Raw genomic sequence first — 18,062 nt, forward strand, 5'->3', positions numbered from 1 at the left:
GGTGGTGCTCGGTGGGGTGGAGGTTGGGAGTTAGCGCAAGACTAAGAACGCCATGTGACAACGAAATATCAAATCGATCACGTATTTGTCACGCATCTATTGAGACAATCTATGGATGTCAGCAGCCAGACTCCGTGCTTTTCTCGCCGTGGCCCAGCACGGCAGCTTCAGCGCAGCCGCGCGTGCCGTGGGCCTGAGCCAGCCGACGCTCACCACCCAGGTCCAGGCCCTTGAGCGCCAGCACAACGTCGTGCTCTTCCATCGCCAGGGTCACCGCATCGAACTCACCAGCGTCGGCGAGCGCCTTCTACCCATCGCGCGGCAGATCGCTTCGCTGGAGCAGGACTCGTACAACCTCCTTCACGACAGCGGCGACCTCCAGTCCGGCGAACTCAAGCTCGGGGCGGTTGGCCCCTTCCACGTCATCGAGATGGTCGATGCCTACCGCAAGCGCTACCCGCGCCTCGACGTCTCTATCCGCATGGGCAATTCGTCCTCGGTGTTCAAGGACCTGGAGGAATACGCCGTCGACATCGGCGTGCTGGCGCGCTTCCATGAGGCGCCCGGCTTCAGTGCCACGCCGTATGCGCGGCACGCACTCATCCTGTTCGTGCATCGCGACCACCCCTTCGCGAGCCGCGGCCAGATCCGGCTGGACGAGTTGCACGGACAGCCGATGCTCCAGCGCGAAAGCGGCTCGAGCACGCGGCGCGCGCTCGACGAGGCTTTCCAGCGCGCGGGCGTCCGTCCGAAGCTCGCCATGGAAATCGGAAGCCGCGAGGCCATCCGCGAAGCGGCCGCGCGCGGCATCGGCATCGGTGCCGTCTCGGAGGCGGAGTTCATTCCGGACGAGCGCCTGCGCACCGTTCGCATAGAGGGCGACCCCGCCGTGACGCACACCTACCTCTATTGCCTCCAGATCAGGCGCGAGAGCCGCGTGCTCGCATCCTTCTTCGACGTGGCGCTGAAGCTGCGCAAGGGGCTGCAGCCTGCGGCTACCTGAGCGCTGAGGAGGCAAGCGACGGCATCGATCCTCCGCGAGCCTGCAGGCGGGCGTCGATCGCATCGAAGAACGACGAGATCAGCCGACTCTCCCGACGCTCGCGCAGGCAGCACACGTGAATGTGCGTGGAGACGACATCGCCTTCGATGCGCACCGGCCTCAGGCGCGGATCGGGCACGTATTCGGACTGCGAGACGGTGCCGATGCCAAGCCCCCTGGCCACGGCTTCGCGCAGCGCCTCGCGGCTTCCGATTTCCATCGCGACCTGCACGGTCACGCCCTGCGCGATCAACGCGTCCTCCAGCGCCTTGCGGGTCGTGGAGGCGGGTTCGCGCATCAGCAGCGGTTGTCCCGACAACTCCTTCAGCGCGATCGACTTGCGCTTGGCGAACGGATGATCGACGTGCACGAACACGATCACCGGGTACTGCGCGTAGAGCTGCGTGTAGTAGCGCTCGTCGGGAAACCGGCTTGCCAGCACGCCCACGTCGCTCACGTATTTGTCGAGCGCGTCGAGGATCACTTCGGAATTGCCCAGCGTGATGGAGATCTTGATGCGAGGGTGGACCGCGTGGTACGCCTCGATCATCTCGGTGACATGAAAGGGCCCGACCGCGCCGACCTTCAGCGATCCGTACCGCAGCTTGCCGCTGTCGTCCAGCAGCGAGCTCATGTCGCCTTCGAGCGCGATCATGCGTCGGGCCAGGGGCAGCATCTCCAGCCCCAGCGCCGATAGTTCCACGCGCCGGCCGCGGCGGTGGAACAGCTCGGCGCCATATTCGCGCTCCATCATCTGGATCTGCGAATTGAGTGTGCTGTGGCTCATGCCCAGCGTGCGCGCGGCGGCTGTGAAGCCGCCCTCTTGCGCGACGGCGATGAATGCGCGAATCTGGTTGAGCGTCACTGCAGGTTCTCCCGGGCCACTGGGTCGTCTGAAAGGGCGCCATGATGCCGGGCGATCATGATGGCCGCGTGTAAGCCGCTGGCTACGTGGCCGCGACCCCCATGGCCGGATCGCTCACGCCGTCCTTGCCGGTCTCCAGCCGGCCCGCGAAGCGCCGCTCGAAACTGGCGCCCATGGTCAGCGTGAAGTCGTACCAGCTGTTGGTGCCTGCGAGCGACCATGACGGCTCCACCTGCATGCCGGGCGCCACGGTGTAGGTCCAGGGGCCGTCTGTGCGGTACGCGTTGGCGCCGACCGTCACGGTCGCTGGGGCGTTGCCCATGTTCATGATCGTCAGGTACACCGAGTTGCCGCTGCTGTCGTAGCACACGCGAACTTCCGGGTTCGGCCCGCTCGCCAGCGCGCCGAGGTCGCCCTTGAAGCGCCGGTGATAGCCGTTGGGCCCGAGCACCCACAGGCTGTATTTGCCCGCGTTGTCGGCCACCGCCGCCCAGGCGTCGGAAATCATCTTGCCGGGCTCCACGGTGAAGCGCCTGGGGTAGCGCGACAGGTTCAGCTCGTCGTACACATGGAACACGGCGCCTTGCGTGCCCGTGTTGCTGAACGTGAGCCACACCTGGCCGTTGGGCAGGTCGACGTTGGCGCTGGTGTGCAGGTGATACGGAAGCGCACGCGAAGGCCGCAGGGCGAGCGCCTGCGAAGGCAGCGGCACCGAGCCCGCCGCAGGCACCGGCACGCCGGGCGCGGCCACCTGCTGCGACAGCGTGGCATCGGCCTGCGCCTTGGTCGGCGCTGTCACCAGCGCGGGCTTGGCCGCGTTCGGGTTGCGGAAGTCGAAGCACGACATCAGGTCGCCGAACACCGTGCGGCGCCACGGGCTGATGTTGGTCTCGCGCACGCCGAAGCGCTGCTCCAGGAAGCGCAGCGTCGAGGTGTGGTCGAACACCTGCGAGTTGACCCAGCCGCCGATGCTCCACGGAGAAATCACCAGCATCGGCAGCCGCACGCCGGCGCCGAAGGGCTTGCCGTCGGGCGTGCGCTTGCTCGAGTCGCCGGGCGGCGGCGGCATCGTGTAGTACTCGTTGGTGATGTCCGCCGTCGACTTGCCGGCATAGGTGCCGTCCGCGTTGCGCCACGGCGGGGCCGGCGGCGGCATGTGGTCGAAGAAGCAGTCGTTCTCGTCGAAGTTGATGATGAGCACGGTCTTGCTCCACACCTCCGGATTGGCGGTGAGCATGTCGAGCAGCGTCTGGATGTACCACGCGCCCTGCTGCGGGACCGACATGCTCGGGTGCTCGCTGTAGGGCCCCGGCGCGACGATCCAGCTCACCTGCGGCAGCGTGCCCGCGGCGATGTCGTCGGCCACCGCCTGCAGGTAGCCGCCGTCGGGCATGGTGTTGCCGAAGCCCTTGTACAGCGGCGACTGCGCTTCGATCGCAGGCGAGTACGCCACATTCGGCGAGCCTTGCGACCGCAGCTGCTCGTCGACGGCGCGATAGGAAGCGAACGCCACCAGCTGGTTGTTGTTGCTGTTGTTGCCCGGCCTGTTGTAGACCTTCCAGCGCACGCCGGCGGCCTGCAGCCGCTCGGGGTAAGTGGTCCAGGTCAGGCCGTCGGTGGAGGGCCCCAGGCCACCCCAGTTGGCGTTGGTCACGCAAGCCTGGCCGGCCACGTTCGCGCCGTTCGTGCCGCTCCACAGGAACATGCGGTTGGTGAAGGTGCCCGTGTGGATCGACGTGTGATACGCGTCGCAGATGGTGAAGGCATTGGCCAGCGCCCAGTGGAACGGCAGGTCGGACTGCTGCAGGTAGCCCATCGAGATCTTGGTGTTCTTGGCCTTCGGCCATGCCGCCATGCGCCCGCCGTCCCACGCAGACTGCTGGTCGCCCCAGTCGTGCGCGCCGCCGACGCGCAGCGCGTTGCCCTTGGTCGCATCGAGATAGAACGGCTGCACTGCGTCGGCGGCGCCCTGCTGCAGCCACACGGGGTTGCCCGAAGCCATCGGAATGGTGAAGCGGTCGCTGAAGCCGCGCACGCCGGGCATGGTGCCGTAGTAGTGGTCGAAGGAGCGGTTCTCCTGCATCAGGATGATGACGTGCTCCACGTCGTTGATGGTGCCCGTCGCGTTGTTCGCCGGAATGGCAAGCGCGCGCTGGATGGCGGGTGGAAACGGGCCGAGTGCGGCGCCGGCCGCGGCGGCGCGCAGGAAGGAGCGGCGGTTGAATGGGGTCATGGTTGTTGCAATCGACGTGCCCTCAGGGCGCGCAGTTGAGCTTCGAGTTCGGGAGCGTTGGCGGCAGGTCGGTGCCGGCGGCCGCGCAGCTCGCGCAGGGCGCCGCCACGATCGGAACCTCGGCAGGCGCCGCGCCGTCGCCGGTTGTTGTTGCGGCAGCGACGGGCAACTGCAGGCTGGTCCCGCCGCCATCGCTGCCGCCACCGCATCCGGCGATGAACAGGCACGCAATACCTGCTGCAAGGAAGAAGCAGAAGCTGGATTTCATGGTGCGCGCCTCCTCAGTTGACCGGCAGCGTCGACAACGGCTTGTTCGACAGGAAGATCGATTGCAGCTCGGCATCGGTCAGCACGCGGTTCCACATCGCCAGGTCGCCGAAGTGGTGCTGGTACGTGGGCGCGGTTGCGCACTTGCCGGCGTAGTACGGCGGCGTGACGGTGCCGTTGCACTTGTTCATCAGGAATGTGCCGGTGCCGTCGTCGCCGATGCCCCACTGCGGAAACGGCGAGAGCTTGGAGAGATCGACCGACCCCGTCGACTTGCCCACGGCCACGCGGTTGGTGGTGCTTGTCACCGGATCGAACACGTACATGTTCATGGTCTTGGCCACGCCGTCGACCGAGAAGGCGATGTACACCCAGCGGTTGACGGTGATCTGCGTGTAGGGGCTGGTCGGCCCGTCCGCGCGCACGCCCCCGCCGGAGCCGATGTTGAACGCCACGCCGCACTGGTTGCCCGAGCTGGCGAACAGGCCGATGGCAACGCCGGCATTGCCGCCGCTCACATAGCTCTTGTTGGAGACGATGGTCACGTTGTTGGTGGCAACGCACGATGGCGTCTTGAACCAGAGCCCGATGGTGAATTGCGGTGCCGTGCCCTTGGAGATGTCGAAGCCATCGGCCGGTGTGAGACGGTAGCCCTCGACGCCGTTGGTGTTGACGAAGCTCGTGTCCACCAGCAGGCCGTTGGTGCCCGCGAACGGACCCGGCACCACGAGGCCGGCTGCGGGCGGAAGGTCGCTCGCGGCGGGCCCCATCGTGCTGTGCGCCATCGCATCGACCGGCGGCAGCGTGGCGCTGAACGGGTAGTAGGAGACCAGTCCGTTCTTCAGCGTCGGCGCCAGCGGAACCGGCGGAACGTAGGACACGAGTGGTGAGAGCACGGCCCTCGACGCGGCGTCCGCGCCGTCGCCGGCCTGCACCGTGTAGCTGAGCTGGTACGTGCCCTTGGCGCTCAACACTTGCGAGAGCTGGTTGTCGGTGTACGTGGCGGTGCCCGCCGGCAGGTTCGAAGCGATTACCTGTCCGTCGCGCATGACCGTGATCGCGCCCTTGGCCGGAGCCGTCCAGTTCAGCACCACGCTCGCGCTGGAGGAGTTGTTGTCGACCACCGATGTGGTCAGCTGCGACACGGCCTGCGCGCCGGTCAACGGGCTGCCGTCCAGCGCGTAGGTCTTCGCGTCCGGCAGTGCGCCCAGATAGCCGAGCACGGTCGGCGCAACGTCGGCGATGCTGGCGTTCGCATACAGGTCGGTCAGCTTCTGCGGCAGTGCAGCGCCGACGCCTTGCGTTCCCATGTTCGCAGGCTGGTTCAGGCCGATGAAGGTGCTCGACTCGGGCACCAGCGGCAGGCCGTCGTCCTGGCTGTTGGCGCTGAGCCCGTGGTTGCCGGTCACCACGACGAGCCACCGGGTGTTTGGGCGCTTCGACGTGGCGTCGACGAGAGTGCCGACGGCCTTGTCGAGCTTGGCCAGCGTGCCCGCGTACTGCGTGGAGCCGAGTCCGAAGTCAAGTGCGGCGTCCTTCATCGCGCGGTACTGCGCGAGCACCGTCGCGTAGTCGCCGCCGATCAGTTGCGTGGCTTGCGTGGTCACGCAGTCGGTGGCGGTCGCATTGCCGGAGCAATCGGTGAGCGAGTCGAGATAGCCGCTGTCGTGGTCGGAAGACAGCAATTGGGCCAGCCCCGACGAAGCGACGGCCGCACTGTTCGGCCCCGTGTTCCTGCCCTTGGTCAACTGGAACACGGTGGCGCCGCGCACCGCCTGCTTCGGTGCTTCCGACATCACCTGGTGGCGGCTGGCCCAGGTGCCGGTGAGCAGCGTCGCCCAGCCGGGCGTGTCCAGCGTGGGTTGCTGGCTGGGCGTGCCGGCCATGCCGCCGCTGTAGGCCAGCCTCACTTCGAGCTTGGCGAGGTTCGGGAGCGTGCCGCCGGCGATGCCGCTTTGCACTGCGGCGTAGGTGGCGCCGTCGAGGTCGATGACCAGCGTGCGGTTGGCGAGCGGCGTCGATGGTGCTTCGGGCGACGTGGGGGCGGGTGATGACGGGGCCGGCAATGCAAGTGCCGCGCCGCCCGAACCGCTGCCGCCGCCACAGCCGCTCAGTGCGGCAACGAGCGCGGTCGTGAGCGCGAAGGTGCGCGTCCATCCGGTGGCGCACTGCCGCGCGCCGGTCGGGTCTGGTGCCTTGCGCGCCCGCATGGCGGCGCCTGGGGGAATGGCTTGGGGAATGAAGTGCTCGACTGACATTTTTTTCGGCTGCCTCTGGTGGGGGGAGTGGTCGAATTACAGAAGAGCGGGGTGACGTGCCAGCGACGAAAGCCCATGGGTATTTCGATAGTCCTGTCGGCTTTTTCGTCAGATCGAGGCGCATCCACGCGCGCGACTTCGGCGCCCCTGGCAAGGGACGCAAGACGATGGAGAGTGCGATGCGGTGGGCGGCCAGGGCCTGGTTCCCGGTGTATCCGGGAGCAGGCCTCGAGCTCACCAGGGCAACGAGTAGGTCTTGGTGTTGGTAAAGCTCTTCATGGCCTCGAGCACGCCTTCCTTGTATCCGAGGCCCGAGTCCTTGATGCCGCCGAAGGGCGTAAGCTCCAGGCGGTAGCCCGGCACCTCGCGCACGTTGACGCTGCCCACGTTCAGCTCGCGGATGAAGCGCGTGATGTAGTCCATGCGGTTCGTGCACACCGCCGACGACAGCCCGTAGGCCGTGCCGTTGGAGATGCGGATCGCCTCCTCGATCGTCCTGAAGCGGATCACCGGCGACACCGGCCCGAAGGTCTCGTGCCTGGCCACCGTCATCCCGGGGTCCACATGGTCGAGCACCGTGGGCGAATACAGCGCACCGCTGCGCTCATTGCCGTACAGCAGCTTCGCACCCGCCTTGATGGCCTCGTTGACCACCGCCTCGAACTGGATCGCAGCCGCCTCGTCGATCACCGTGCCCATGTCCGTGGCCGGGTCCATCGGGTCGCCGTACTTCAGCGCCTTTGTCTTGGCCAGCAGCAGCTCCACGAACCGGTCCGCCACCGCCTCGTGCACCAGCATGCGCTTGATCGCCGTGCAGCGCTGGCCCGAGTTCTTGTACGAGCCGCTGGCCGCCAGCGTGGCCGCCTCCTCGACGTCTGCATCCTCCATCACGATGATCGGGTCATTGCCCCCCAGCTCCAGGATCTGGCGCTTGTACACCGCCTTGCCCGCGATGTACTTGCCGATGGCCACGCCCCCCGTGAAGGTGACCAGGTCCACGTCGGCGCTGGTGAGCATCTCGTCGGCAATCTCGCGCGGGTCTCCCGTGATCACCGACAGCATCGGCGGCGGCAGGCCCGCCTCGTACAGGATGTCGGCCAGGATGAAGGCCGTCAGCGGCGTCTTCTCGCTGGGCTTGAGCACCATGCGGTTGTTGGTGGCAATGGAGGGCGCCACCTTGTGGATCACCTGGTTCAGCGGATGGTTGAACGGCGTGATGGCCGTGATCGCCCCCTGCAGCGGCTCGCGCAGCGCTGTAGACCTTGCGGCTCTTGCCGTGGTGCGTGAGGTCGCAGGAGAACACCTGGCCGTCGTCCACCAGCGCCTGGTTGGCCGCGAACAGCAGCACGTCGGAGGCGCGGCCCACCTCGTACAGCGAGTCCTTGCGGCACAGGCCCGACTCCATCGTGATCACGCGCGAGATCTCGTCCAGGCGCGAGGCGATGATCTCGCCCGCGCGCATCAGGATCTTGTAGCGCTCGTAGCGCGTGAGGGTGGGCTTGTAGTCGCGCGCGATCTTGTAGGCCACCCGAACATCTTCGAGCGTGGCCTTGGGCACGGTGGCGATCACTTCGCCGGTGTAGGGGTAGGTGACGTCGATCGTGCGGTCGCGGTGAATCCGCTCGCCGGCAATGCGCAGGGCTTCGCGGTGAATGGTGCCTGGCTTCAGGGTGGCTTGGCTCATGGGGGAGTGCTCCGGGCGACGGTTTACTGGGCGTGGTTCAGCGCAAGGTCCAGCGCATCGAAGTTGCGCAGCCGGCGGCTGGCGGCAATGCCGGTGACCGGCCGGTTGCAGATCAGCGGCACGCGCTGCTCCGACACCCCGCCGTGCGAGCGCAGCGGCACTTCCAGCGCCGACAGGTCATGCCGGCTGGCCGAGGTGCCGATGACCGTGCTCTGCTCGCTGACCACCACGATGTCGCCGATGCGGTCGGGCGGCAGCTCGAAGCGCGCGGCCGCGTCCTTGCGCGAGAGCACCAGCTCCATGCCCGGCAGGCGCTGGATGCGCTCGATCCAGCCCGGCACGCGGGCCTCGTCGGGGGCGTACACGGTGGCGAAGGAGCCGAGGGCGCCGTGGTGCACCACGTACGGGTCGGTGATCGGCAGGATCACGCGGGCCTGGTCCTTGCCATACCAGTCGTCGAGCACGTCCTGCAGGTAGATGACCTTGGGCGCGCCGTCGGCGTCGTGCTTGTCGTTCATGCCGTGGTCGGCCGTGAGCACGATGGTGGCGCCCAGCGCATCGAGCTGCGCGAGGTAGCCGTCCATCATGGCGTAGAAGGCGTTGGCCGCGGGGCTGCCGGGGGCGGCCTTGTGCTGCACGTAGTCGGTGGTCGACAGGTACATCAGGTCGGGGCGGCGCGATTCCATGAGCTTCACGCCGGCGGCGAAGACGAACTCCGAGAGCTCCGCGCTGTACACCGAGGGCACGGGCATGCCGACCATCTCGACCACGCCGTCGATGCCGTTCTCCTCGATGGTGGCCTGGTCGGCCTTCTCGGACGAGAAGCAGATGCCCTTCATGCGGTGGCCCAGCAGCTTGCGCAGCTTGTCCTTGGCGGTGACCACGGCAAGCGAAGCGCCCGCATCGGCGAAGGCTGCGAGCACGGTGCCCGCGCGCAGGTACTTGGGGTCGTTCATCATGACTTCCTGGCCGAGTTCGCGGTCGAAGAAGTAGTTGCCGCAGATGCCGTGCACGGCCGGTGGGGCGCCGGTGACGATGGACAGGTTGTTCGGGTTGGTGAAGGAGGGCACCACGCAGTCGGCCAGCAGGTCTGCTCCGGTCTTGCGCATGCGCTCGATGCAGGGGGCTACGCCGGCTGCGATGGCCGCGTCCAGGTACGCAGGCTCGCAGCCATCGACGCACACCACCACGACGGGGCGGCTCATCCAGCGGTAGCTGCGGGCATTGACTTCCAGCGAGTCGGGTTTCATGAGAAGGGATTCCTTGGAGGTGAAGAGAAAAGGGCTCTTTCAGCGACGGATGAAGACCGCGATGAAGGCGCTGATGAGGCAGCTGGCGGCCACGATCGGAAAGACCATCGAGGTGTTGCCCGAGTGATCCAGCAGCCGGCCGATCAGCGGTTCGCCGAGGCCCGCCAGCAGGTACGAGAAGAAGTTCATGACGCCGGTGGCGGTGCCCGAGCGCTTGGCTCCCACGAGGTCGGGGCACAGCGCCCAGAACGAAGAGGCGGGGCCGTAGACGAAGAAGCCTGCGAGGAAAAGAAGCGCCAGCCCGCCGATGCTCGTGGGCAGCAGGTACATGCCGACGGAGGCGGCCGCACCCAGCAGCATGTACAGCACGATGGCCTTGTAGCGCTTCGAGCCGAAGACGCGGTCGGAGATCCAGCCGTTGGTGAGAGCACCGAAGGCCATGCCCACCGGCAGTGCGACCGAGATCCATGCGGGATCGATCATGCCGTCGGCCATCTTGCTCCAGTCCTTGCCGAGAAAGTGCACCGGCACCCAGACGATCAGCCCGTAGCGCGCGGCATTCTGGAAGCCGATGGCGAGTGCCGCGATGAGCAGCTTCGGGTTGCAGAGCACGGCCTTGTAGCGCGTCCACGAGCTTTCGTCGGGCGTGGTGTGCTGCAGGGACGCGGCCTTCGCGTCTTCCGCGTTGGCTATGCCGGTGTCGGGCGACTTGAAGCCGAGGTCTTCGGGGCGCTCCCGGGCTATCAGGTAGAACGCGATGCCGCCCACCAGCATCAGCAGCACGGGCAGCCTGAAGATCCAGCGCCAGTCCAGGTGCAGCACGTTGACCACCACGATGGACGTGACGAACGACAGGACCGACGCGCATCCGGCAGCGAAGGTGTAGAAGCCGAAGACCTTGCCGCGCTCCCCGGTGCCCCACCAGTTCGACAGCAGGCGGCTGCCCGGCGCCCAGCCGAGCGCCTGGAAGTAGCCGTTGACGCCCCATGGAATCGCGAGCGTCTTGAACCCGACGGCGAAGCTCACGACCCAGTTGGCCGCGCAGGACAGGATGGCGCCCGCGGTCATCACGCGCCGGCCGCCGAACTTGTCGGCGAGGTTGCCGTTGATCGCCTGGCCGATGGCGTAGCACCACAGCAGGCTGGCCGAGGCCCAACCCAAGACCTCCTTCGACAATCCGAATTCCTTCTGCAGCCCTGGGATGGCGAAGCCGAAGGTCTGCCGGCCGGTATAGAAGAAGAGGTAGCAGAACATCGCGGCCAGCAGCATTCGCCACTGCGCGCGCCGGAATGAATGTTCGAGAGGCGGCGCGTACGCCCCGGCCTGCAGGCCTTGATTTGCCAATTGCATGTCTTTGTCTCCTGTTCTTGACGGACGTGGGTCCGTGGGACCGGCTCGAATGCCGGCATTTTTTTCGACGTTCTACAGATTCAACCGACTAACCGACTAACTGACTACCAGGCGGACACCGCCCCTATGAAGTTCTTGCCGCGCGCGCCATCCATGGCGCGCGCGATCATGGCCGCGGCTTCGCTGTCCGCCACGCCGTAGTCCGCGAACTCGGTCTTCACGCCGAGTCCCTGGAGAAAGTCGCGCAAGCGCCGGGCACCGGCGGCCAGGTCCGGCCCGAACAGGCGCTGCAGCGTGCGGTCCCGATCGGGAGAGCGGGCCCATGCCTTTTCAAGAACGATCGGTAGCGTGAACGAGCAGGCGATTCCATGTGCCAGGCCGTAGCGCAGGGTCATCTCGTACGAGATCGAATGCGCCAGGGCCGTCTTCGTGTTGGAGAACGCAAGGCCGGCCTTGAGCGCGGCCAGCGCCATGCGCTCGCGCAGTTCGATGTTGCCGAGATCGGCCCGCAGCGCCGGCAGGCACTCGAAGATATCCTGCACGGCGGAGATGGCGAAGGTGTCGGAGATGGGGTTCGCGTTCACGTTCCACACCGACTCCAGCGCGTGGGAAAGCGCATCGAGCCCCGTCGACACGGTGGTGCCCGCCGGCACCGAAAGCATCAGCTCGGGATCGACGATGGCGGCCTCGGGCCAGGTGGCATCCAGGTGCAGCGAGTACTTCTTCTGCCGGGCGGCATCCCAGATCGTGGCCCAGGGCGTCACTTCGCTGCCGGTGCCCGCCGTCGTCGGCACCGCGATCAGCGGCTTGACGCTGGTGGGGGCAAAGGGCTTGCCGGTCGCCAGCAGGCCGACGAGTTCGTCGAACTGGCCGCTTGCCGTGCCCACCATCAGCGCCTTGGCCGTGTCGATGGCGCTGCCGCCGCCCACGGCGACGATGGCATCGCATGCTTCGGGCGATTGCCAGAAGCGGTTGTAGAGGGCGCTCAAGTGCGCCACGTCGGGATTGGGGCGCACGTCGTCGATCACCCCGAGCAGCGAGTCTTTCAGGAGCTCGCGGAGGCGGGCGACCAGTCCGAGCTCGCGGGCTTCGGGAAAGGTGACGACGACGACGCGGCGGCCGGCGAGGATCGTGGGCAGCCGCTCCAGACTGCCTCGGCCGCAGTGGATGGAAACGGGGTTGTGGTACGCGTGGGGCATCGGGTCTTTCGCTTCGGTTGTCTCGTATGGCGGCCAGTGTCGAAGCGGCCCGCCATCGCGTCCAATCGCATTTCCGGTGTCCGCATGGTCGAAAATCGATGGATCGCCCGTGCGGGCATCGCGACCGGGAAAGCGCTCATTCGCGCCCGGGCGTGCTTGTGAGAGGCTTTCTTCCTGAAGGAGCCGCCGGCTTCGCCGGGGCCCGAATGCATGTTCCACCAGTACTACAAATCGATCAGATGCTTCCATGCCGTGGCGAAGACGGGCGGCTTCACCTCGGCGGCGCAGTACCTGCACATCGGGCAGCCGACGGTGACCGACCAGGTCAAGGCCCTGGAGGCCCGCTTCAACGTGGAACTGTTCCTGCGCAGCGGGCGCGGCGTGCGGCTCACCGCGGCCGGCGAGCGGCTCTATGCCATCACGCAGGGCCTGTTCGGGCAGGAGGAGGAGGCGATGCTCTTCCTGGAGAGTGCCCGCAAGCTCAAGGTGGGGCTGGTGCGCGTCGGCGCGGTGTCGCCGCCCATTGCGCTGGAGCTGGCGCGTAACTTCAAGGAGGCGCATCCGTCGCTGGACCTGACGGTGTCGATCGGGTCGGAGGAGTCCACCCTCCGGGGGCTGCAGGACTTCTCCATCGACGTGGGCATCGTCGCCGAACCCGCGGCGGCCGAGGGCCTGCACATCGCGCCCTACCGCGCTGAGCGCATCGTCGCGGTAGTGCCCGAAGGCCATGCGTGGACGAAGCGCGCATCGATCACCACCCGCGACATCGAACACGAAACGGTCATCCTGCGCGAGCCCGGTTCGAAGACCCGGCATCGCGTCGAGCGCGCCTGCCTGCAGCAGAAAGTCAACCTGCACTGCGCCATGGAAATCAACAGCCGCGAGGCCATCCTGCATGCGGTGGCCAACGGAATGGGCGTCGGCTTCGTCACGCAGGTGGAGTTCATTCCGCTGCCGGGCCTGGCGGCCGTGGCAATCGACGATGAGCAGCTGTCGATCAGCTATTCGCTGTGCTGCCTTTCCATCCGCAGGGAGCGGCCGCTGATCGATGCCCTCTTTGCCGTTGCCCTGGAGGGGCCAGCCGGCTAGCTGCGGGATTTCACCAAGGTTGCGCTCCCGCCTGTGCGGCGCATACTGCGCCAGAGCCGCGCGTCGGCCCCTCCGGGGTCCCTGGCGGCTGGCAGGAGACACGCATTGCAGCGAACGAACATTGCCAACCCGGCCTATTTCCACAAGGTCGTCGATTGCCAGTACGCCTGCCCGGCGCACACCCCCGTCCCTGAATACATCCGCATGATCGCGCAGCGCCGCTACAGCGACGCCTACATGATCAACTGGGTGTCCAACGTCTTCCCCGGCATCCTGGGGCGCACCTGCGACCGGCCCTGCGAGCCGGCCTGCAGGCGAGGGCGGGTGGAAGAGGGCAACACGGGGGAGCCCGAGCCGGTGGCTATCTGCAGGCTCAAGCGCGTGGCAGCCGACATGAAGGACGACGTGCGCGCGCGCATGCCGAAGCTGGAGCCGAAGAACGGCAAGCGTGTTGCCTGCGTCGGTGCGGGGCCGGCCTCGCTCACCGTCGCGCGCGACCTGGCGCCGCTCGGCTACGAAGTGACGGTGTTCGACGGCGAAGCCAAGGCCGGCGGCTTCATCCGCACGCAGATACCGCGCTTTCGCCTGCCGGAGTCGGTGATCGACGAAGAGACTGGCTACATCCTCGACCTGGGCGTCGAGTTCCGCAGCGGCGAGCGCATCGACTCGATGACGGCTCTGATGGCGCAGGAGTGGGACGCGATCTTCGTCGGCTGCGGCGCACCGCGCGGGCGCGACCTGGATGTGCCTGGCCGACAGGAAGCGGCGGCGAGCATCCACATCGGCATCGACTGGCTCAACTCGGTTTCCTTCGGCCACGTCAGCAGCATCGGCAAGCGCGTGATCGTGCTGGGCGGTGGCAACACGGCAATGGACTGCTGCCGCTCGGCCCGCCGCCTGGGCGGCACCGACGTGAAGGTCATCGTGCGCAGCGGCTTCGCTGAAATGAAGGCCTCGCCCTGGGAAAAGGAAGACGCCCAGCACGAAGGCATTCCGATCATCGACTTCCACGTGCCCAAGGCCTTCGTCCACGAAGAAGGCAAGCTCTTGGGCATGCGCTTCGAGATCGTCCGCGCCGAGTACGACGACAAGGGCCGCCGCACGCTGGTGCCCACCGGCGAGCCGGACGCGTATTTCGAATGCGACGAAGTGCTGGTCGCGGTGGGCCAGGAAAACGCATTCCCGTGGATCGAGCGCGACTGCGGCATCGCCTTCGACAAGTCGGGCCTGCCGAAGCTGGACGAGAACACCTTCCAGTCGACGGTGCCCAACGTGTTCTTCGGCGGCGATGCGGCCTTCGGCCCCAAGAACATCATCACGGCCGTGGCCCATGGCCACGAGGCTGCGGTGTCGATCGACAAGCTGCTGCGTGCCGAGCCGGTCTACGTTCGCCCGGCGCCGATGACCAACCTGGTCTCGCAGAAGATGGGCATCCACGAGTGGAGCTACGACAACGACACCTCCAACGACCTGCGCTACAAGGTGCCGTGGGCCAAGGCAGAGACCGCACTGGCCAGCATCCGCGTGGAAGTGGAACTGGGCTTCGACGCCGCCACCGCCTTCAAGGAGGCCGAGCGCTGCCTGAACTGCGACGTGCAGACCGTGTTCACCGAAGCTGCCTGCATCGAATGCGATGCCTGCGTGGACATCTGCCCGATGGACTGCATCAACTTCATCGACAACGGCGAAGAAGTCGAGTTGCGATCACGGCTCAAGGCGCCGGCGCTGAACCTGGCGCAAGACCTGTATGTATCCGGCGGGCTCAAGACGGGCCGCGTGATGGTCAAGGATGAAGACGTCTGCCTGCACTGCGGCCTGTGCGCCGAGCGCTGCCCCACGGGCGCGTGGGACATGCAGAAGTTCTTGTTGAAGATGACACCTGCCGGGCAAGGGCATGCGCAGGAGGTGGCCGCATGAAGCAGATCGAGGCGGTCAACGACTTCGTCATCAAGTTCGCCAACGTCAATGGGTCGGGTTCGGCCTCTGCCAACGAACTGTTCGCCAAGGCCATCCTGCGCATGGGCGTGCCGGTGAGTCCGCGCAACATCTTTCCCAGCAACATCCAGGGCCTGCCGACCTGGTATGAGGTGCGCGTGACCGAGCAGGGCCATCTCGGACGGCGCGGCGGCACCGACATGATGGTGGCGATGAATCCGCAGACCTGGGAGGCCGACCTGGCCGAACTGGAGCCCGGCGGCTATCTCTTCTACGACAGCACGCGGCCGCTGCCGCCATCGAAGTTCCGCAGCGACGTGCGCGTGATCGGCATGCCGCTCACCGAAATCTGCAACGCCGTTTATCAGGACCCGCGGCAGCGCCAGCTGTTCAAGAACATCGTCTACGTGGGCGCCCTGGCCATCCTGCTTGGCATAGAGCCGGAGGTGGTCGAGAAGCTGTTCGGCGAACAGTACAAGGGCAAGGAAAAGTTGTTGGCCTCCAATGTGCAGGCGCTGCACCTGGGCTGCGATTTCGCGCGGGAGAACCTGCACGAGCCATTGGGGCTGCGGGTGCGGCGTGCCGACGGTGTTGGCAACCGCATCTTCGTCGACGGCAACAGCGCCGCCGCGCTGGGCTGCGTGTATGGCGGTGCCACGGTCGCGGCCTGGTATCCGATCACGCCGTCGTCCTCGGTGGCCGAGGCCTTCCAGAAGTACTGCACCAAGTTCCGCGTGGACCCGGCCACCGGCCAGCACCGCTTTGCCATCGTGCAGGCGGAAGACGAGCTCGCATCGATTGGCGTGGTGGTCGGCGCCGGCTGGAACGGCGCACGCGCCTTCACCGCGACCTCGGGGCCGGGCATTTCGCTGATGAGCGAGTTCATCGGGCTGGCCTACTTTGCGGAGATCCCCGTCACGCTCATCAACGTGCAGCGCGGCGGCCCTTCCACCGGCATGCCGACGCGCACGCAGCAGGCTGACATCCTCTCGTGCGCGTATGCCTCGCACGGCGACACCAAGCACGTGCTGCTGTTCCCCGAGGATCCGCACGAGTGCTTCGAGCATGCGGCGGTGGCGCTGGACCTGGCCGACCGGCTGCAGACGCCGGTGTTCGTGATGACGGACCTCGACATCGGCATGAACCAGCGCCTGTGCGAGCCCTTTGCCTGGGACGACAGCAAGGCCTACGACCGCGGCAAGGTCATGAGCGCCGAAGAGCTCGAGGCGGGCCGCGACTTCGGCCGCTACAAGGATGTGGATGGCGACGGCATTCCCTGGCGCACGCTGCCCGGAACGCACCCGACCAAGGGCAGCTACTTCACGCGCGGCACGACACGCGACGCCTACGCCCGCTACTCGGAGCGCGGGCCGGACTACATCTACAACATGGAGCGGCTGCTGAAGAAGTTCGCGACAGCGGCCACGCTGGTGCCGCAGCCTGTGCTTCGGCCCGCCGCCGAAAAGACCAAACTGGGCGTGATCTATTTCGGTTCGACCAGCCCGTCGATGCACGAGGCGTTGCAGGCGCTGGAAGAGCGCGGCATCCATCTCGACGCGCTGCGGCTGCGCGCCTTTCCCTTCCCGGACAGCGTGGTGCAGTTCCTGGCGCAGCACGAGCGGGTGTTCGTGGTCGAGCAGAACCGCGACGCACAGATGCGCAGCCTGCTGGTGAATGAGCTGGACGCCGATCCGGCGCGGTTGATACGGGTGCTGCATTTCGACGGCACGCCCATCACCGCGCGCTTCATCGTCCAGTCGATCAGCGCGCATGTGCAACAACAGACGCAAGCCTCCGGCAGCACCGATAAGAAAGAGCCTGCATGACCTACCTTGCCAAGCCCCGGTTGCGTCACCCGACGCTGGCCACCAACAAGGTCGGCTACACGCGACGCGACTACGAGGGAAAGATCTCCACGCTGTGCGCCGGCTGCGGCCACGACTCCATCTCCGCCGCCATCATCGAGGCCTGCTGGGAGCTGGACATCGAACCGCATCGCGTGGCCAAGCTCTCGGGCATTGGCTGCAGCTCCAAGACGCCGGATTACTTTCTGGGCGCATCGCACGGCTTCAACACCGTGCACGGCCGCATGCCCAGCGTGCTGACCGGCGCCAACCTCGCCAACCGCGACCTGCTGTACCTGGGCGTTTCGGGCGACGGCGATTCGGCTTCCATCGGCCTGGGCCAGTTTGCCCACGCCATGCGGCGCGGCGTGCGCATGGCCTACATCGTGGAGAACAACGGCGTCTACGGCCTCACCAAGGGCCAGTTCTCCGCCACCGCCGACCAGGGCTCGAAGAGCAAGAAGGGCGTCGTCAACACCGACAGCCCGGTGGACCTCGTGGCCATGGCGCTGCAGTTGGGCGCCAGCTACGTGGGGCGGGGTTTTTCGGGTAACAAGGCGCAACTTGTGCCACTGATAAAAGGGGCGATCAGCCATGGTGGCTCCGCCTTCATCGACGTCATCAGCCCCTGCGTTGCCTTCAACAACCACCCCGGCAGCACCAAGAGCTACGACTACGTGCGAGAGCACAACGAGGCGGTGAGCCGCATCGACTTCATCAGCGGGCGGGACGAAATCGTCGCCGATATCGAACCGGGCGAGGTGATGGACGTGCGCCAGCACGACGGCACGCTGCTGCGCCTGCGCAGCCTGCACCCCGACTACAACCCTGGCGACCGCTACGCCGCCATGGCCTACATGCAGCGGCACCACGAGATGGGGGAGGTGGTGACCGGTTTGCTCTACGTCGACCCGCTGGCCACCGACCTGCACACGGCGCTCAACACCAGCGACCAGTCGCTCAACGCGATGGGGCCTGACCAGCTTTGCCCCGGCGCCACGGCGCTGGAGCGGCTCAACGCCTCCTTGCGCTGAGCCGCTGTCGGC

General features: G+C 66.7%; 12 protein-coding genes and 1 pseudogene. 5 read left to right on the top strand and 8 right to left on the bottom strand.

From position 1 onward, the window contains the following. Nucleotides 1–115: 115 nt before the first annotated feature. Entirely contained in the window at nucleotides 116–1,003 is an 888-nt protein-coding gene (locus ACN9MV_RS09960) for a LysR substrate-binding domain-containing protein (protein ID WP_093082744.1), read from the top strand. Here the strand turns inward: ACN9MV_RS09960 and ACN9MV_RS09965 are convergent. The 8 genes and pseudogenes from ACN9MV_RS09965 to psrA all read right to left on the bottom strand — a co-directional run bounded on the left by ACN9MV_RS09965 (nucleotide 996) and on the right by psrA (nucleotide 12,148). Continuing rightward, nucleotides 996–1,907, bottom strand: coding sequence for a LysR substrate-binding domain-containing protein (locus tag ACN9MV_RS09965; RefSeq protein WP_093082742.1), 912 nt, complete (start codon nucleotides 1,905–1,907; stop codon nucleotides 996–998). The two genes, ACN9MV_RS09960 and ACN9MV_RS09965, sit on opposite strands and share 8 nt — an antisense overlap. An 82-nt stretch (nucleotides 1,908–1,989) precedes the next feature. Then, nucleotides 1,990–4,140, bottom strand: a complete 2,151-nt coding sequence (locus tag ACN9MV_RS09970) for a phosphocholine-specific phospholipase C (RefSeq protein ID WP_426392007.1) — start codon at nucleotides 4,138–4,140, stop codon at nucleotides 1,990–1,992. A 22-nt stretch (nucleotides 4,141–4,162) separates the two neighbouring features. Then, nucleotides 4,163–4,408 carry a hypothetical protein gene (locus ACN9MV_RS09975; protein ID WP_426392009.1) on the bottom strand — a complete coding sequence of 82 codons (246 nt, stop codon included), beginning with the start codon at nucleotides 4,406–4,408 and terminating at the stop codon, nucleotides 4,163–4,165. 13 nt (nucleotides 4,409–4,421) lie between these two features. Then, a complete protein-coding gene (locus tag ACN9MV_RS09980) occupies nucleotides 4,422–6,665 on the bottom strand; it encodes a hypothetical protein (protein ID WP_426392011.1) in 2,244 nt (747 codons plus the stop codon). A gap of 234 nt (nucleotides 6,666–6,899) precedes the next feature. Continuing rightward, nucleotides 6,900–8,349 (bottom strand): annotated as a pseudogene (phnY, locus tag ACN9MV_RS09985) (phosphonoacetaldehyde dehydrogenase). 23 nt (nucleotides 8,350–8,372) lie between these two features. Continuing rightward, nucleotides 8,373–9,599, bottom strand: a complete 1,227-nt coding sequence (gene phnA, locus ACN9MV_RS09990; RefSeq protein WP_426392012.1) for a phosphonoacetate hydrolase — start codon at nucleotides 9,597–9,599, stop codon at nucleotides 8,373–8,375. Between the two features lie 39 nt (nucleotides 9,600–9,638). Further along, entirely contained in the window at nucleotides 9,639–10,949 is a 1,311-nt protein-coding gene (locus tag ACN9MV_RS09995) for an MFS transporter (RefSeq protein WP_093058196.1), read from the bottom strand. 104 nt (nucleotides 10,950–11,053) lie between these two features. Next, complete coding sequence (gene psrA / locus ACN9MV_RS10000; protein WP_426392014.1) at nucleotides 11,054–12,148, bottom strand: iron-containing alcohol dehydrogenase PsrA; 1,095 nt, start codon at nucleotides 12,146–12,148, stop codon at nucleotides 11,054–11,056. 210 nt (nucleotides 12,149–12,358) lie between these two features. Between psrA and ACN9MV_RS10005 the strand changes: the two genes are divergently transcribed. From ACN9MV_RS10005 to ACN9MV_RS10020, 4 genes are all read left to right on the top strand, one after another. Then, nucleotides 12,359–13,237 (top strand): LysR substrate-binding domain-containing protein, encoded by an 879-nt coding sequence (locus tag ACN9MV_RS10005; RefSeq protein ID WP_097199660.1) that lies wholly within the window; start codon nucleotides 12,359–12,361, stop codon nucleotides 13,235–13,237. A gap of 105 nt (nucleotides 13,238–13,342) precedes the next feature. Further along, the gene (locus ACN9MV_RS10010; protein ID WP_307617218.1) at nucleotides 13,343–15,154 is read left to right on the top strand and encodes an FAD-dependent oxidoreductase; all 1,812 of its coding nucleotides are present in this window, start codon (nucleotides 13,343–13,345) and stop codon (nucleotides 15,152–15,154) included. Next, nucleotides 15,151–16,998 carry a 2-oxoacid:acceptor oxidoreductase subunit alpha gene (locus ACN9MV_RS10015; protein WP_426392016.1) on the top strand — a complete coding sequence of 616 codons (1,848 nt, stop codon included), beginning with the start codon at nucleotides 15,151–15,153 and terminating at the stop codon, nucleotides 16,996–16,998. Before ACN9MV_RS10010 ends, ACN9MV_RS10015 begins: the two co-directional genes overlap by 4 nt. Beyond that, the gene (locus ACN9MV_RS10020; protein WP_093058201.1) at nucleotides 16,995–18,050 is read left to right on the top strand and encodes a 2-oxoacid:ferredoxin oxidoreductase subunit beta; all 1,056 of its coding nucleotides are present in this window, start codon (nucleotides 16,995–16,997) and stop codon (nucleotides 18,048–18,050) included. Before ACN9MV_RS10015 ends, ACN9MV_RS10020 begins: the two co-directional genes overlap by 4 nt. Nucleotides 18,051–18,062: the final 12 nt, after the last annotated feature.

Origin of the sequence: Variovorax sp. R-27, from assembly GCF_049913215.1 — a bacterium.
Classification (GTDB): Bacteria; Pseudomonadota; Gammaproteobacteria; order Burkholderiales; family Burkholderiaceae_C; genus Variovorax.

Coding starts and splice junctions, on each gene's coding strand:
- ACN9MV_RS10015 (WP_426392016.1), top strand. CDS start 15,151: ATGAAGCAGATCGAGGCGGTCAACGACTTCGTCATCAAGTTCGCCAAC.
- psrA (WP_426392014.1), bottom strand. CDS start 12,148: ATGCCCCACGCGTACCACAACCCCGTTTCCATCCACTGCGGCCGAGGC.
- ACN9MV_RS09995 (WP_093058196.1), bottom strand. CDS start 10,949: ATGCAATTGGCAAATCAAGGCCTGCAGGCCGGGGCGTACGCGCCGCCT.
- ACN9MV_RS09980 (WP_426392011.1), bottom strand. CDS start 6,665: ATGTCAGTCGAGCACTTCATTCCCCAAGCCATTCCCCCAGGCGCCGCC.
- phnA (WP_426392012.1), bottom strand. CDS start 9,599: ATGAAACCCGACTCGCTGGAAGTCAATGCCCGCAGCTACCGCTGGATG.
- ACN9MV_RS10005 (WP_097199660.1), top strand. CDS start 12,359: ATGTTCCACCAGTACTACAAATCGATCAGATGCTTCCATGCCGTGGCG.
- ACN9MV_RS09970 (WP_426392007.1), bottom strand. CDS start 4,140: ATGACCCCATTCAACCGCCGCTCCTTCCTGCGCGCCGCCGCGGCCGGC.
- ACN9MV_RS09975 (WP_426392009.1), bottom strand. CDS start 4,408: ATGAAATCCAGCTTCTGCTTCTTCCTTGCAGCAGGTATTGCGTGCCTG.
- ACN9MV_RS10020 (WP_093058201.1), top strand. CDS start 16,995: ATGACCTACCTTGCCAAGCCCCGGTTGCGTCACCCGACGCTGGCCACC.
- ACN9MV_RS09960 (WP_093082744.1), top strand. CDS start 116: ATGTCAGCAGCCAGACTCCGTGCTTTTCTCGCCGTGGCCCAGCACGGC.